This is a genomic window from Nitrincola alkalisediminis (assembly GCF_009821115.1).
Lineage (GTDB): Bacteria > Pseudomonadota > Gammaproteobacteria > Pseudomonadales > Balneatricaceae > Nitrincola > Nitrincola alkalisediminis.
This window is the reverse complement of sequence record NZ_VYTY01000001.1, coordinates 488,494-504,611: the sequence shown is the minus strand read 5'-3', so window position 1 is coordinate 504,611 and position 16,118 is coordinate 488,494. Positions and strand designations below refer to the sequence as shown.

The 16,118-nt window shown below is 46.5% G+C and carries 11 protein-coding genes and 5 tRNA genes; 2 read left to right on the top strand and 14 right to left on the bottom strand.

Annotated elements, in window-relative coordinates; genetic code table 11:
• Nucleotides 1-18 precede the first annotated feature (18 nt).
• Complete coding sequence (locus tag F5971_RS02395) at nt 19-4,833, bottom strand: NAD-glutamate dehydrogenase (RefSeq protein ID WP_193493812.1); 4,815 nt, start codon at nt 4,831-4,833, stop codon at nt 19-21.
• Nucleotides 4,834-4,949: 116 nt separating this feature from the next.
• Between F5971_RS02395 and F5971_RS02390 the strand changes: the two genes are divergently transcribed.
• Nucleotides 4,950-6,281, top strand: a complete 1,332-nt coding sequence (locus F5971_RS02390) for a BatD family protein (protein WP_193493810.1) — start codon at nt 4,950-4,952, stop codon at nt 6,279-6,281.
• On the opposite strand, the gene F5971_RS02385 is transcribed toward F5971_RS02390, so the two are convergent.
• Nucleotides 6,278-7,159 carry a TIGR01777 family oxidoreductase gene (locus tag F5971_RS02385; protein ID WP_193493807.1) on the bottom strand — a complete coding sequence of 294 codons (882 nt, stop codon included), beginning with the start codon at nt 7,157-7,159 and terminating at the stop codon, nt 6,278-6,280. The genes F5971_RS02390 and F5971_RS02385 overlap by 4 nt on opposite strands.
• A 133-nt stretch (nt 7,160-7,292) precedes the next feature.
• Between F5971_RS02385 and F5971_RS02380 the strand changes: the two genes are divergently transcribed.
• Complete coding sequence (locus tag F5971_RS02380; protein ID WP_051513977.1) at nt 7,293-8,411, top strand: GGDEF domain-containing protein; 1,119 nt, start codon at nt 7,293-7,295, stop codon at nt 8,409-8,411.
• A gap of 60 nt (nt 8,412-8,471) precedes the next feature.
• Here the strand turns inward: F5971_RS02380 and F5971_RS02375 are convergent, their stop codons facing one another.
• The 12 genes from F5971_RS02375 to F5971_RS02320 all read right to left on the bottom strand — a co-directional run bounded on the left by F5971_RS02375 (nt 8,472) and on the right by F5971_RS02320 (nt 15,830).
• Complete coding sequence (locus F5971_RS02375) at nt 8,472-8,858, bottom strand: hypothetical protein (RefSeq protein WP_036507068.1); 387 nt, start codon at nt 8,856-8,858, stop codon at nt 8,472-8,474.
• A 100-nt stretch (nt 8,859-8,958) separates the two neighbouring features.
• Complete coding sequence (gene pepN, locus F5971_RS02370; RefSeq protein ID WP_193493804.1) at nt 8,959-11,580, bottom strand: aminopeptidase N; 2,622 nt, start codon at nt 11,578-11,580, stop codon at nt 8,959-8,961.
• A gap of 14 nt (nt 11,581-11,594) precedes the next feature.
• Nucleotides 11,595-11,864, bottom strand: a complete 270-nt coding sequence (locus F5971_RS02365) for a DUF1315 family protein (protein WP_036507065.1) — start codon at nt 11,862-11,864, stop codon at nt 11,595-11,597.
• A 37-nt stretch (nt 11,865-11,901) separates the two neighbouring features.
• A complete protein-coding gene (locus F5971_RS02360; protein WP_193493802.1) occupies nt 11,902-12,522 on the bottom strand; it encodes a rhomboid family intramembrane serine protease in 621 nt (206 codons plus the stop codon).
• Nucleotides 12,523-12,531: 9 nt separating this feature from the next.
• Nucleotides 12,532-13,509 carry a metallophosphoesterase gene (locus F5971_RS02355; protein ID WP_036507063.1) on the bottom strand — a complete coding sequence of 326 codons (978 nt, stop codon included), beginning with the start codon at nt 13,507-13,509 and terminating at the stop codon, nt 12,532-12,534.
• Between the two features lie 12 nt (nt 13,510-13,521).
• Nucleotides 13,522-14,400, bottom strand: a complete 879-nt coding sequence (locus F5971_RS02350; protein ID WP_193493800.1) for an NAD(+) kinase — start codon at nt 14,398-14,400, stop codon at nt 13,522-13,524.
• Nucleotides 14,401-14,431: 31 nt separating this feature from the next.
• The gene (locus F5971_RS02345; RefSeq protein ID WP_193493798.1) at nt 14,432-15,292 is read right to left on the bottom strand and encodes a 1-aminocyclopropane-1-carboxylate deaminase/D-cysteine desulfhydrase; all 861 of its coding nucleotides are present in this window, start codon (nt 15,290-15,292) and stop codon (nt 14,432-14,434) included.
• A 79-nt stretch (nt 15,293-15,371) separates the two neighbouring features.
• Nucleotides 15,372-15,448 (bottom strand) — tRNA-Asp (locus tag F5971_RS02340).
• Nucleotides 15,449-15,452: 4 nt separating this feature from the next.
• Nucleotides 15,453-15,528 (bottom strand) — tRNA-Val (locus F5971_RS02335).
• Between the two features lie 51 nt (nt 15,529-15,579).
• Nucleotides 15,580-15,656: transfer RNA gene (locus F5971_RS02330), tRNA-Asp, on the bottom strand.
• Nucleotides 15,657-15,660: 4 nt separating this feature from the next.
• A tRNA-Val gene (locus tag F5971_RS02325) sits at nt 15,661-15,736 on the bottom strand.
• Between the two features lie 17 nt (nt 15,737-15,753).
• Nucleotides 15,754-15,830 (bottom strand) — tRNA-Asp (locus tag F5971_RS02320).
• Nucleotides 15,831-16,118 lie beyond the last annotated feature (288 nt).

Below are 16,118 nucleotides of genomic sequence, written 5' to 3'. Positions count from 1 at the left end.
AGAATAACCACCCACTAATTAAGATGATTTACAGGTTCGCGCAAGATCAAACAACTCACGCACAGCAACCGTATACATTGCATAGTCTTGCGTCTTAGCCAATTTAAGATCGGAAAGCACCTTATCCCAACGCTCTAAATGCGTTTTGTTCAAGGCTATCCAAGCATCAAGTGCAACATCACTTGCCTCAGCATCTACCTGCAACACAGTTGCAGTCAATGCTCGCTGCTGCCACTCAAGATCGTCTCGGAATGAGTCTCTTGCCAATGCTTGCCAATAACTATCGACATGCAGATCATTTAACTGACCCGCAAACCAATGCAATTCTAATCGCTCACCCAAACTGAAGAACGCTTGAGCCGCACGCGTCAACGGCACTTCGTGCTCACGTGTCACTTCAATAATACCCAGCGCTGTGAATAACACTCCAGAACCGGCAACAACTTTAGCAAGCTCAGAAGGCACACCCGCATTTGTGTAACGCTGGTAGGCATCCTCCCATTCAGTTCTAGGCTCACCACAGAGTAGATTTCCAAGGGTCAGGCTGATACTCCGTATTGAGTCTGCAAAATATTCGGTTTCAGACGCACAGTCAATGCCACCTCTGCGATTGCGCACAAACCAGCGTGCAGCATGACGCACCAAATATTGAAGGCGCTCCATCATTTCAAGCTGAATTTGGGCATCAACTTCATAGTCTAAAAACTCAATTTGCTTCCAGAGATTTGGCAAATCAAAGGCATCTCGAACCAACACATAGGCACGTACAACCGTACTCGTATCCGTCCCCGTTGTTGTAACCAAGCGGTCAACAAAGTTAACCCCCATCAAGTTAACAATTTCATTGGCAATTTGAGTCGCCACGATTTCCCTGCAAAGCTTATGCTGCTTTAAAGGCTCATTGTAAATTTTTACCATTTTATTAGGAAAAGCGGTGACCAATTCACGTGCAAGGTATGCATCATCTGGAACATCTGTCTTAAGCAACTCGGCTTTCAAGTCGGCTTTACTATACGAGACAAGTACGGACAGCTCCGGACGAGTTAACCCCAAACCGCTGACTCGACGCTCTTCAAGTTGATCTTCAGTCGGGATAAACTCGAGCTTTCGATTAAGTTTACCCTCAGACTCCAACTTATTAATGAAGCGCTGATACTCGGCCATTGCTTTCAAAGACCGACGCTCAGCTAAGGTGATGGCTTGAACCTGACGATAATTGTTTTTCAGAACCAGCCCAGCGACCTCATCGGTCATTTCCAGCAACAACTGATTGCGTTGCTTAAGGGTTAAATCCCCTGCCGCAACTAAACCATTCAACAGAATTTTGATATTGACCTCGTGGTCTGAACAATCAACTCCTCCTGCGTTATCAATGAAGTCGGTGTTTAAACGACCACCATTGCGAGCAAATTCCATTCGCCCTAACTGTGTCATCCCCAAATTCCCCCCCTCGCCAACAACCTTGCAGCGCAATTCATTACCATCGACACGCAACGCATCATTGGTTTTATCGCCGACATCTGCATGCGTCTCGGTGCTGGCTTTCACATACGTCCCAATACCACCGTTCCACAGCAAATCGATTTCAGACTTTAATAACGCAGAAATCAATTCAGTTGGCGTAATACGGGTTTGGCTCAGCCCCGTGAGCGCTTGGATCTCAGGTGTTAAAGTAATGGATTTTGCAGACCGCTCAAAAACACCTCCTCCCTTAGAGATCAGAGATGACTGGTAGTCCATCCATCCTGACCTTGGCAGCTCAAATAAACGCTTGCGCTCTGCAAAGCTTGCTTGTGGATCCGGATTTGGATCGATGAAAATATGCATATGGTTAAAGGCAGCGACCAACTTAATTTGATCAGACAGCAATAGTCCATTACCAAATACATCCCCGGACATGTCACCTATGCCTATGACCGTAAAGGGCTGATAGCGCGTATTAATTCCAATTTCGCGGAAATGACGTTCAACCGACACCCAGGCACCACGAGCCGTAATACCCATTTTCTTATGGTCATACCCTTGACTACCACCGGATGCGAACGCATCACCTAACCAGAACTGGTACGACTCAGCAATACCGTTGGCAATATCTGAAAACGTCGCGGTTCCCTTATCCGCGGCTACGACAAGATAGGTGTCGTCTTCATCATGCCTCACCACTTCTTTAGGCGGTACAACTTCGTTATCAATTACGTTGTCAGTAATATCGAGCAACGCACTAATAAAAATTTTATAGCAGGCAATCCCTTCTTCAAGCCACTCGTCCCTTGTCATCCGACTGTTAAGACGCTTAGCGACAAATCCTCCTTTCGCTCCAACAGGCACTATCACCGCATTTTTAACTTGCTGCGCCTTTACTAGACCCAAGACTTCCGTTCTAAAGTCTTCATTTCGATCAGACCAGCGCAGGCCACCGCGTGCCACTTTACCACCCCGCAAGTGCACGCCCTCAACCCTAGGTGAAAAGACAAATATCTCAAACATAGGATACGGCTGCGGTACAAACGGAACCTGTGCCGGTGATAGTTTGAAGGATAGATACCCTTTAGACTGTCCTTTGCACATTTGAAAATAGTTGGTTCGTAACGTTGCATTGATCAATGCAAGGTATTGCCGAATAACCTGATCCTCATTCAAGCTGCTCACATCATCTAAAGCGGTCAATACGCGCTCTTCAATTTTGCTGGCAAGATCCAAATTCGATTGCTGCGGATGAAAGCGAGCGTTGAACATCTGAATCAGATCGCGAGCAATGGGTACATGATTGTTTAATGCAAGACTCACCGCTTCGGTACTAATCGGAAAACGAATTTGTTTCATGTAAGATGCGTAGGCACGTAAAACAGACACTTCCCGCCAGCTTAGGCCTGCACCAAGAACCAAGCGGTTGAAGTCATCACTGCTACTCACCCCTTGCCAAATACTGAGAAACGCATCAGTGAAAATGGTTTGCAACTCTTCAATTGAAGCATGCTGCTTACCTGAAAAACGTAGGTTAAAATCATGGATCCAGATGCAGTTATCCTGACTGTCTTCAATTTGATAGGGATGTTCATCAATGACGCGCAGGCCCAAATTTTCCAGTGTTGGCAAAACATCCGATAAAGGCAAAGAATGACCAAAATGAAAAAGCTTGAAGTTGATCTCATCTTCTTCGCGGTCGAAAGCACGATAAAAGCTGAGTGCAATCGGCGAAGTGGTAGACAATTCTTTCATGTGCTGAATATCAATCACGGCTGAGCGGGCCGAAAAATCTGACCGATAACCTGCCGAGAATCCGCGGCCATAATGATTGAAGGCATGAATTCCCTGCTCCTCGCCCATGGACTCGATCAAGGCGTCATACAGATCTTCATCCCAACTACGTGCGGCAACTCGGATTTTGTACTCGATCTCACGCACATCAAACACATCCGCAACGGGCTCACCCTTGGAACAACGAAGGTTAAACTGAGTACGCGCTAGGATTGACTCAGAGAAATAGGTATTAAATTCCGCTAGATCACAACCTAGCTCTGCTTTTAAGATATTTTCAGCTTTAAGACGGAACTCTGTGCTATAGATATCACGCGGCACGTACACCAATGCCGAAAAGTACTGACCTTGATAATCTCGGCGTAAGAATAGACGTATTTGGCGACGTTCACGAATTTGTAAGATGCCCAACGAAATCTTACTTAGATCATCGATTTGTGTCTGAAACAAATCATCGCGCGGAAAGGTTTCCATGACCTGCAAGAGTTCTTTCCAATCATGCCCATTTGGATAAAAACCAGCACCATCCATCACGGCTTTGATCTTGTCACGGACAACGGGAATCACACTGGGTGAATGGGTGTATACGGATGAAGTATAAAGACCTAAAAACCGAACCTCTCCACACACCTCCCCTTGATCATCAAACCGTCTAAAACTAATGTAGTCAGGGTAGGCCGGACGGTGCACACGTGACTTGACAGACGCTTTCGAAAAGCTGATTAAATCCGGCAATAAAACATGAGGGGCACGCTGCAGTGTTACCTCCAACAGTTCTGATCGACAATCTGTATCACAATCACGCAATAAACCTAAACCGGACGCAGGCTTAATCTCAAAATGAGCGCCTGTCTCTTTTTCAACACGCTCAAACTCTTCATACCCAAGAAATGTAAAATTCTTTTCCAACCAAACCAAAAATGCAGACGCTTCTTTAATTTCGGGACGGCCATGAAGCTGCCCTTGATGCTCATAATGCGCCATTTGATTTTTGAGTGCAGAGAGCATGGCATCAAAGTCATTAACGACGGCTTTTACATCATGCAAAACGGCCAGAAGTCCCTGCCGAATGTTCTCAAGCCGTTCTTTATCGGTGTGCCGATCGATTTCAATACAAACAATGGACTCACGCGATTCACTTTTATCGGACATTTCTAAAAAATGACCTTGATCGTCACGAGAAACACGAATAACAGCATTGGTAATGGCATGCGTCGCGACATTCTGTCGGTTTAGTTCCAAACGCAGAGAATCAACAATAAACGACATGTCTGGCACCAACACCATGACAACCGTATGCGTTGACTGCCAACCATGTTGCTCATAATCAGGGTTGAAAACCTTAACTTTTGGGCCGGCAAGCTGGCTGTGCTGGAAAAACTCCCAAACCGAAAGCACTGAACCTAATAGGTCATCTGCTCTCCATTTTTGCAGATCTAACTCCGGAGTGGTCATGAAAAAACGATCCATAAACCGGAGCAACGCCGCTGACTTACTTTCAGCTAAACGATTTGTAACCTCTCGCTTTAAGTTCGCGAGAATTTCAGATTTACTTTCCACAGCTTGACGGGGCATAAAAACTCTCTTTTTGATTATATTAAGACTAGATTAAACCGCCTAAGACAATTTACTCATTGCAGAGTGGCATGCCTTACTTGATAATAATCCTATAGACTTAAGAATAAGATTATATGAACACTAAGCTTAAGCAAGCCTTTATCACTGTTTTTTTTATTTGTTGTTTTTTTTCAGCGTCTGCAGCGGCAGAGCTTCAAGTCAATATTGATCGCCAAAGCTTGACCTTGGATGACCGTGCTCTGTTGACGATTGAGGCCAATGGTGACTTCCAATTACCACCCGATCTATCTCCCTTGCAGCAAGATTTTCGACTGGGTGCTATTCAACGCTCACTGGTCACCACCCATACAGCAGGACAGCGACAGTCCCGAACACGTTGGCAAATCCCTATTAGTGCCAAAACAACAGGCTCCGTTATACTTCCGCCTTTGAGGCTGCAAAACTTCATGTCTGAACCTATTCAGCTTTCAATCGCCCCAGGTCGTGAACGGGCTCCCATTTCGTCTACAGCTCAGTTCAATGATTTAGTCATTGAGGCGAGATTAGATCGCTTAATCGTCTATAAAAATGCGCAGCTGATTATGGATGTCACGTTATTTCATCGACAGCCCTTACCTGATGACACGGAGTTTGTGCCACCCTACATTGAATCAGGACGCGTTATTCGTTTGCAGGCTCCGAGCACACGTACTGCTGAGGTCAATCGTGAACCCTACTTAGTGACCGAGTTCAGCTTCGCTCTTTTCCCTAATGAAGAAGGCTATATCCGCATTGAAGGACCTGCATTACGATTACCTGAAGGAAATCGTTTTTTATTGGATGAGCTTCTCGCGGATGATCTAGAGGTTGAAGTATTACCTCAGGTACATGATACCCATGATGGTCATTGGCTACCTTCAGAGAATGTGTTTTTAAGTGACACGCTAGGAAGCCTTCCCTTAGGTGAGGAGCCCAGACTTTTACGCAGTCTGACATTGACAGCCGTCGGACTCACATCCGATCATTTACCCGATACCTTGTTGCTTGCTGATCCCTACCCTCATTACACACTCGTTGGACGCGAGTCTAACGAGCATTTATCCAGCCAAGGCGTTACGAGCGTCCTACAAGAACTATGGTTGCTGACACCAGAACAAGAAGGCACTTACCCACACCCTGGGGCTGAGATACACTGGTGGGATACGCTGTCAGATCAAGCACGAATCACGAGCAGGCCTCACGGTGAAATTACTATTGGCTCCGAGTTCGTCACCTCTACAGGGAGCAATGTCGATACATCTACCTCTTCCGGAAAGACAAACATAGAAGAAGATCGAGACTTCAATAGTCAACGTTTAGGATTAATAACCGCAACCTTAATGCTACTGTCTGTACTTGCCTACACTCTGTATCAACGCTGGAGTCAACATTTAAATCGACGCATTACCCTAAAGCGCCCTGTTTAAAGAGACGCCTTAATTGCACCTTGCAAATCGGGATAGTCAAAGACAAATCCGAGGCTTGTTAAACGTGTAGGAACCACTCTCTGCCCTTTCACAAGCAGCTCGCGCCCTTCACCCAACATCATGGCCAGTGTAAACTCCGGCACTCTAAAGAGAGCGGGCCGATGTAGTGCTTGGGCAAGCGTTTTAGAAAATACGTTATTTGTGACAGGGTTTGGAGCTGTCAGATTGAACGCTCCTCGAACCTCACAATGATCGACAAGATACAGCAATGCCTTCACCTCATCTTGCAAATGAATCCAGGACATCCATTGCTTGCCTGTTGCAACAGGTCCGCCTAGACCCAACTTAAATGGCAAAATCATCTTCGCTAGAGCACCGCCATTGGGGCCTATAACCACTCCAGTTCTCGCTAAACAGACTCTGATTCCCAAGCTCTCTGCAGCCAGTGCTTCAGCCTCCCAATCCGCACATAACTGATGTGTAAACCCTTTGACAACAGCACTATCTTCAGAAATCAACACATCTTCTTGGCTGCCATAGAAGCCAATGGCTGAACCACTCACTAGGACCTCCGGCTTCCGTTCTAATCCCCTTAACCATTCAACCAATGACGCAGTGGTCTTAATACGGCTCTCTCTCAAAAGCTGCTTACGAGAAGCGCTCCAGCGCTGATCAAGGATTGGCTCACCCGCTAAGTTAATAACTGCATCCAATGTTTGATCCATTGGAATGTCTGTTAAACGCTGCACATATTGAACACCTTTCACTGACTCATGAGGCCTTCTTGACAGCACTATGACATGATCGCCCCGATCAATCAGCGCTTTCACCAAAGCACGCCCAATAAATCCCGTACCACCTGTTAAGAGTAGGTTCATGTGATTCTCTCCTTATTCGTTTTTGTATACACTAGGCGCAGCTAAACTTTAGTGTGAATATTTACGTTGATACCGTTAATACAGATTGTAGACCCTTACATTCTATTCAGGACAGCCAACTAAGGATATCTGGATGAGTCGCGCTATTTCTCTTGAGGAAGAAAACAAAGAGTTACGTCGCATGCTGACGATTATGCGGCAAAAAGCCTATCACAATGACCAACTCTTACACTCTTTCTTTGAAGCAAAACTCAAGCTCATGTCATCCACTACCCTAGCTGAGCTCGTAAGCTATTTATTAAATGATTTTAGGCGAGATTTTAAGTTATCAAGCTTAACTCTCATGTTACTTGATCCTGAAGATATTGTTCGAGATCTGCTGCAGGGCTATGAAGTCAACTCAACAGAGTCCGAGCTCCATTTGCTTAAATCACAAGGGCCACTCAATGAGTTGTTTCCAGACTTAACCTACTTTTGTGGCGAACCCAGCGAAACCATTCGAACGTTTTGCTTTCCTCACACCGTCACCATTCAATCCTGTGTGTTGTTGCCCCTAATCCAAGATAACTGCTTAATCGGCTCATTAAATCTAGGCAGCCACGACCAGCTGCGGTATAGCCAGTTTTTAAGCTACGACTATGTCATGTACCTTGCATCCGTCTTATCAACTTGCGTGGAAATTTGCATTAGCCGAGAAACGCTTGTCCGTTTAAGCAGCATTGACTCTCTGACAACCACTGCTAACCGTCGCAGCTTCAATGAGCACTTAAGCCGTGAAATCAATCGCTGCCAACGCTCAAACGAGCCTTTTGTATGCATGATGCTCGACATCGATCATTTCAAATCCATTAACGACCGTTTTGGTCACTTAAGTGGCGATCAAGTGCTTCGAGCCGTCGCACACTTGCTAAAAGAAAAACGACGAATTCTTGACTGTGTTGCACGCTACGGTGGAGAGGAGTTTGCGCTGCTGCTGCCAAGTTGCTCACTGGATACAGGATTAAGACTAGCAGAGGAACTGCGCAGAACCATCAGCGAAACACCCTTTTATGGACAAGAAGGCGAGTCGATACAGGTTACCTGCTCTATTGGATTAACGGTTTGCGATCCAAAACACCCGCAATACTATCGTGACGTAGAAAAACTTAAGTCGAACTTAATCAGCAGTGCGGATCAAGCCCTCTATCGGAGCAAGCACAATGGACGCAACTGTGTCCACCACCAACCCTGTCCTATGCTGATCTCGCCTTGAATCACATACACCCCTTCATAAACAAAAAAGGCCGCAACTGCGGCCTTTTTTGTTTAGATATTAACGATACTGCTCGTCATTGAAGGGGTCAAGTGGGCGCTCTAGCAAGCTGTCCTCATTGAAGTAGAGAACGCGACCTTCAAGCTTAAGCCCTTTAGAGCTGAACCAACGCTCACTTTCTTCCAACGCTTCTTCAGAGCGGCTAACGGCGTACCAAGCCCGGATAACTCGGTAGAGATAATGCGCAGCAAGCGCGGCTGCAGCCCCTAAAAAAAACTTTGAGCTGATCGCAAACACCAGAATAACCAGTGCGACAATCCACACTCGACTGGCCTTGGCCTCTTTAACCGCTTCTTTGGCTGTGCTCAACTGTTCTTGGCACTTTAATGCACGGCGAAAATTCTGCTGAATATCAAACTTATCGTCTGCAACTAAGAATCGTTCCATTCTACTTATCCCAATGGTTTATTTTAAAAATAGTTTATCACAGAGTATAACGAAGCTAGGCAAATGGAGCGAGTCAATCCAATACAACCTTTGACTAAAGTTAAGCCATACTCTTACTTAAAACTTCATAAACATCACCCGACAAATCCCCAGACTCAATGATGCGCTGTAGTTGCGCCCTCATCAACGCCTGCCGCTGGCTATCATAACGCTTCCACCGTGTTAAGGGGGTCAGTAAGCGTGATGCCACCTGCGGGTTTTGTTTATCTAATTCTATAATCTTATCTGCTAAGAAGCGGTACCCCTCGCCATCCAATCCATGAAAGTTCACTGTATTTTGATTACAAAATGTTGAAATCACAGCGCGCAATTTATTTGGGTTACGTGAATCATACACAGGATGTTCCAACAATGCTTTGACACGAGACAAGGCACCAGATTTTGGATCGGCCGCTTGCAGTGCTAGCCACTGATTCATCACGAGAGACTCATGCTGCCATTGATTCAGAAATTCGTCCAGCATTTCTCGCGCAGAATCGGTAAAAACAGAATAAACAACCGTGGACAAGGCTGCAAACTGCTCTGTCATATTATCCGACTCGGAGAACTGCTGCTCAGCCAAGGCCAAATAGGTTGGGCTGTCCAATGCCATCAAATACCCCAAGCAAGTATTCTTTAAACTTCTGCGCGCCATTTCAGACGAATCAGGGCGATAGCTCTCTTCACTGCCCATCTCGTTATACAAGGTTAACCATTGAGCCTCTAACGCTTGTGCAAGTTGACGGCGCATCGTCCGGCGCGCATTGAAAATCGCGTCAACATCAATCACTGTCGATATTTCACTGAGATAGGCTTCTGTGGGCAGAGTTAACAACAAAGAAGCCATTGCCGGATCGTCCGACGCGCGCTCAAGCAATACTTGCCATGCCGAAACGAAGGCTTCAGGTAATGCATCGTCTACCTCTCCTCCTTTGAGGATTCGTGCTTGCAACAACCGAACCGCCAATTGCTGGCCTGCATCCCAACGTGCAAACCCATCTGTTTCATGGGTTAATAAGAAGCTAAGCTGCTCTTCAGTGTAGGGATAAAACAGCTTAACGGGCGCCGAAAAACCGCGCAACAAAGAAGGTGTCGGCTTCTCAAGCACCCCTTTCACGACAAAGATCGTCTCTTCATCTGTTAACTCAACCAACTGCGAAAGCTGCCCATTTGCCAGAGGAATCGCCTGCCCAGTTGAGTCAAAGAGTGCCAAGCTCATCGGAATATGCAAGGGTTGCTTATCAGTCTGACCCGGTGTGGGTGGCGTTGACTGGGTAAAGCGCAAGGTATAGGTTTTCTGATCGGCATTATATTCATCGACAACGTCTAAGCGTGGCGTACCGGCCTGACTGTACCAACGTTTGAACTGGGTCAAATCTCGTTGAGACACGGCCTCCATACAGGCAACAAAATCATCGGTGGTAACGGCTTGACCATCATGGCGATCAAAATAGAGGTCCGTGCCTTGTCGAAACACCTTCTCACCAAGCAAGGTATGCAGCATTCGAACAATTTCAGCGCCCTTTTCATACACCGTCAAGGTATAGAAATTTGAAATCTCAATAAATGATGCTGGACGCACAGGGTGAGACATCGGGCCTGCATCTTCTGCAAATTGTGCTGTACGCAGCAGGGTCACGTCTTCGACACGCTTAACCGCAGCCGAGTGCATATCGGCCGAAAAACATTGGTCTCTGAAAACAGTAAACCCTTCCTTCAAACTCAGCTGGAACCAATCACGGCAGGTCACGCGATTTCCAGACCAATTATGAAAATACTCATGCGCTACCACAGACTCCACCCGCTGAAAAGCTGCGTCGGTTGTGGTTCTTGGGTGTGCAAGCACGCAAGAGGTATTAAAGATATTAAGCCCTTTGTTCTCCATTGCACCCATGTTAAAAAAGTCGACAGCGACAATCATGTAAATATCAAGATCATACTCTCGACCATACACACGCTCATCCCAGCGCATGGACTGTTTTAGCGACTCCATCGCATGGCCTAGCTTATCTAAATCCTTGGCTTCGGCATAAATTTGCAACTTAACGGCTCGGCCCGACTGGGTCGTAAACGTATCCTCTGCACAACTCAGATCGCCAGCCACCAGTGCAAACAAGTAGGCAGGCTTTGGAAATGGATCCTGCCAAGTCACCCAATGACTCGTTTCATCCGAGCCCTGTGCCACTGGATTGCCATTACTTAACAGAACGGGGTATTGGTTTTTATTAGCAATCAGTGTTGTCGTAAACACAGCCATGACATCGGGCCGATCGGGATAAAAGGTGATACGCCGAAAGCCCTCCGCTTCACACTGAGTGCAAAACATGCCATCCGAAAGGTACAACCCCTCTAATGCCGTATTTGCTTCGGGGTTAATCTTTGTAACACAACGCAATTCAAAGGTGTCGTTAAGCGAAACATTCAAACGCAACACTTCATCCTGACGCAGCCACCCATTATCAGGGACCCTTACACCGTCGATTGACAGGCTTAATAACTCCAAGGAATCATGCCCAAACAAGCATAAGGGCTGATCTGGGGAGGCTTTCGGATTACGTCGCATCCGTAATACTGATTCAACGCAAGTTGCCGTTGCATCAAGTTCGAAACGTAAATCAACCGTTTCGACTAAAAATGCGGGGACGGTATAGTCTTTGAGGTAAATAACGGATTTTTGCGACATAAGACGGCGAGACCTTAGCTATTTAAAATTTTTAACACTTCAGGCTGCAGCGGATCACAACCGTGCTGATTTCCATCTGGACGCGTGCGATCAATGAAGCCGACTCGTTTTTCCTCTGGAAGGTTACGCAAGTGCTCATACGCGATGACCGCTTTTAAGCTGTACTCTTTTTGTGCGGCTGTTAACGGCTGTCCATTCGGCCATTTACCGATCTCAATTGATGTCTTCATTGACTCATAGACATCGTGAGTCATGGACTCAATCATTTCATTAAACGATAACATTGATCTCTCCAAAACAAGACACTCGTCGTAACGCATTTTACGCAAAATATCGCCGAAGCAGATGACCTGGCAATACCAATAAAAGCCCAACCAACAACCCCACTAAGTGCGCTGTATTGGCAATAGCTCCAAAACCTATCAAGCCTAAGAGTCCGGTATACCCTAGCAGCAACCAAACCACCATAAACCCCATCAAGCCCGGAGGTAAATAAAATCCAGGACGAAATCGCATACGATCCCAGAGCCATGCATATCCTAACACAGCGTAAACCACACCGGACATACCACCAAATAATGGACCACTGACTAAAAACTGAGCGAGATTTGACAACCCACCCGCTATTAGCACAATCATCAGCAACCAAACCGGACCTTGCAATTGCTCAATACGCGTTCCCACAACCCAAATCCACAAAAGATTGAAGACAAGGTGCAGCATACTAAAGTGCATAAACATAGGCGTGAAAAAACGCCACCACTCACCCGAAGCCACAACCCCTTTCAAATTGTAATATGAGATCTGAGCACCAACACTGGAGAAGTCCGAAAACGTCAACAACCGCATCATGCCACGATTGTCACCGAACCCAACCAGCATCGAAATAAAAATGCTCAAACCGAGCAAAATGAGCGTCATCCAGTATCTACGCCAGGTCATGTAGGCTCCTTAATCTGAAAAGACAAACTCTCGGGCGACATCGACCCAAACAAATTTATCTTTTTGGATTCTCACTTCGTCATCCATCCGATAGGCGACCAACTTACCGTACTTCACCGCACTATAGTCCAAACATGCAATATTGGGTGCCAAGGGTTCCGGTTCGCCTTGACACCAATAGTGACCAATAAATAAGGGCTTTTGGTCTTCTCGATAGCAGATTAAGTCCGCTCGTTGCTCTCGACTTAAGGGCAGGCGCGCCAAATGCGAGGGTAAAGGATCCGGCTGGAAGACCACGTCTACAAGATAATATGGATCCCTAACCCAGAATTTAGTTCGAAAAAAATGTCGCTCGAACCCATCTCGACTGATCATAACCTCATCGTTGGGCAACTTTAAATGAGTGCCTCTTAGCAATCGATCTATAATGGTGTATTCCAGCGAATCCTGAACAGCGGAGCGAAAGAGAAACCCTCGTTTCATCCGGTTACCCCCGTTCATCTCAATAAAGCGATCAATCATTTCCTGATGCCAACAGGCATGCACAATCCGAAAACGCTCCATATCGAGAAATAAGGGCATTTGCTCAAACCACTGCAAGAAATCTCTCTGATCTTCCGGGTAATTGGCCAACTGTTGCAGGGTTTGTTCCAGTATGCGCTCATGACGAGGGGTATGGCTGCGCAAATAGGCTTGCGCAAAACCGCTCGGCGCAGGTGTCGAATAACACAGATAGTTGTATTCATGATTTCCCATGATAATTTGGGCATGACCCGCATCCACCATGTCCCTCACCAAATGGAGAGCTTCACGGATATGGGGTCCACGATCAATAATATCCCCCACAAAGATGGCTTGGCGCTCTGGATGAGAATATACACCCTTATTTTGAGTATACCCCATACGACTGAGGAGAATTCGAAGACTTAAGGCGCAACCATGAATATCTCCAATTAGGTCGTAGCCTTTAAACGCTCGCTCGCTCACTAAGTGCCTCCATTAACTCGGCCGGGATGACCAGCCCAGTTTTTCACGGCAGGTTTCATAAAAGTTATAATCAACGGGGTGAATCAATTTTAGCTTGGCTGACTTTTTTCGAACGGTAATCACATCACCAGGGGTCAAACTAAAATCAGACTGACCATCACAGGAAATCGTTGGATAGGTTGAGTTTTCTTCACTCACCACCATTTTCAATTCACTGTTGCCATTCACGACAATCGGTCGACTTGATAAGGTGTGCGGAAACATGGGAACCAATACCAGGGCATCTAACTTAGGATGCATGATGGGCCCTCCAGCTGATAAGGCATAGGCGGTCGACCCGGTCGGCGTTGAAATAATCAACCCATCCGAACGCTGGGTATACACAAACTGCCCTTCAATATACAAATCAAACTGAATCATGCGCGTCGCTTTGCCTGGGTGCAGCACACAATCGTTCAAGGCAGCCATTTCGCCGACCATCTCACCTTTACGACGAATATTCACATCCAATAGAAAGCGCGTATCAACGCTGTATTTACCCTGAAGCACTTCATTCACACGCTCCTCAATTTCTTGCGGTGAAATATCGGTTAAGAAACCTAGATTCCCACGGTTAACACCCAGCACGGGAACATTGCTCTGGGCCAACGACCTAGCAGCGCCAAGCAAACTCCCATCTCCACCAACAACAATGACCAAATCACAGATTTCGCCCATCATTTTTTGTTTGCTGGTTTGTCGGCCATGGCCCGGCATCACCTCGGCGATTTTTTGATCCAGAATGACATTCAACCCCTTATCATCCAAAAAGCGAATCAACTGCTTCAAGGTGTCAATTACCGCCTTACTGCCTAAGCGACCAATCAAACCAATGTTTCGAAAGTTATCCATGGGTATCTCACTGTTAAGAAGTCTATCTTCATTATAGTGGCAATGGCCCTTGAAATTCAGGGGCTAATCTCTCAATCTTCGACTTGCAGCCACGCACCCCCTGCATTCCACCTGTATGAAACAAAGCGATACGACTACCCTGAGGAAATGTATCAGACATTACAAGTCGACAAAACGCTTGATACATTCTTAGCGTATACAAAGGATCCCAAAGGCGTGAGGTTTTATACCATAATGCAGCCAACTCCGCATTGATCTTCCCATAAGGCAAGGTTCCATCCAGTACCGTTAATCCCTCAGGCATAGGCTGGCTCATTTCAGCCAAATGCTGAGACAGCATAGATCGCGCCTCTTGCGCGCTAATTTGAAGTGCAGGAACGACGATCAGATGGCAGTTTTTAGGCTTTCCCAAAAGCAAACCCGCCGCCGTCGCTCCCGTTCCGAGAGGACACAGCACATAGTCAAAATCAGAGACCGCCAAGAAGGACCCGATATTCGCGCAGCTTAAAACGGCATCGGGAGAACTTCCCCCTTCCGGGATCAACTCAAAATCCCCGAACTGCTCGTAAAGCGCTTGAGTAAAATCTGGATGGGTTTTGTTTCGATACTCCTGTCTTGAAACGAAGTGAAGGGCCATCCCCCAAGACTCTGCATCTTGCAAGGTAGCATTTAACGGACACGGCCTTTCACCTCGAACAACACCAATGGTGGGAATACCATAATGATAACCTGCATAGGCCAACGCATGAAGATGATTTGAGTAGCAGCCACCGAAGCTGAGTAGGGGTCTGCGCGTGCATGATGCAAGACTTCGTTTGAGCAGAGGCTCAAGCTTGAACCATTTATTACCACTGATTTGGGGATGGGACAGATCTAGTCGAATAATCGACACATCAAGACATTTCTGTCGTATCAAAGCATTGGAATATGGTTGGGAAGGAATATGCATTTGGAAGTATAAACAATTTTAATGGCGGAACGGACGGGACTCGAACCCGCGACCCCCTGCGTGACAGGCAGGTATTCTAACCAACTGAACTACCGCTCCGTTATGGTGGGCGAAGAGGGGTTCGAACCCCCGACCCCCTGCTTGTAAGGCAGGTGCTCTCCCAACTGAGCTATTCGCCCATAACGAATGACATTATAAAATGTCGGTAACCACTAAAACGTTTACACAAATGGCGGAATGGACGGGACTCGAACCCGCGACCCCCTGCGTGACAGGCAGGTATTCTAACCAACTGAACTACCACTCCGTTATGGTGGGCGAAGAGGGGTTCGAACCCCCGACCCCCTGCTTGTAAGGCAGGTGCTCTCCCAACTGAGCTATTCGCCCATAACGTTCAATACCAGTGGCGGAATGGACGGGACTCGAACCCGCGACCCCCTGCGTGACAGGCAGGTATTCTAACCAACTGAACTACCACTCCGTAATCTGGTATTGCTGTCGTTGCGGCTGTCGCTGTTTTGCTGTGCCTCAATGACGGTGCGAATTCTAATGATATTCAGAACTTTGTCAAACACTTCTTTGCAAAAAAATTAAATATTTTTTACGCCTCAACTCTTAAAACACCCAACAAGTGAGTAAATACAAGGCCTCCAGCGATTTTTCACATCTAAAAATATTTTATAAAAAAAGCATTCTTTTTCACATGCACCCAACACTCTCCCACCTAATTGATTGAATTTTATACAAACAATAGACTGCCAAAGATACA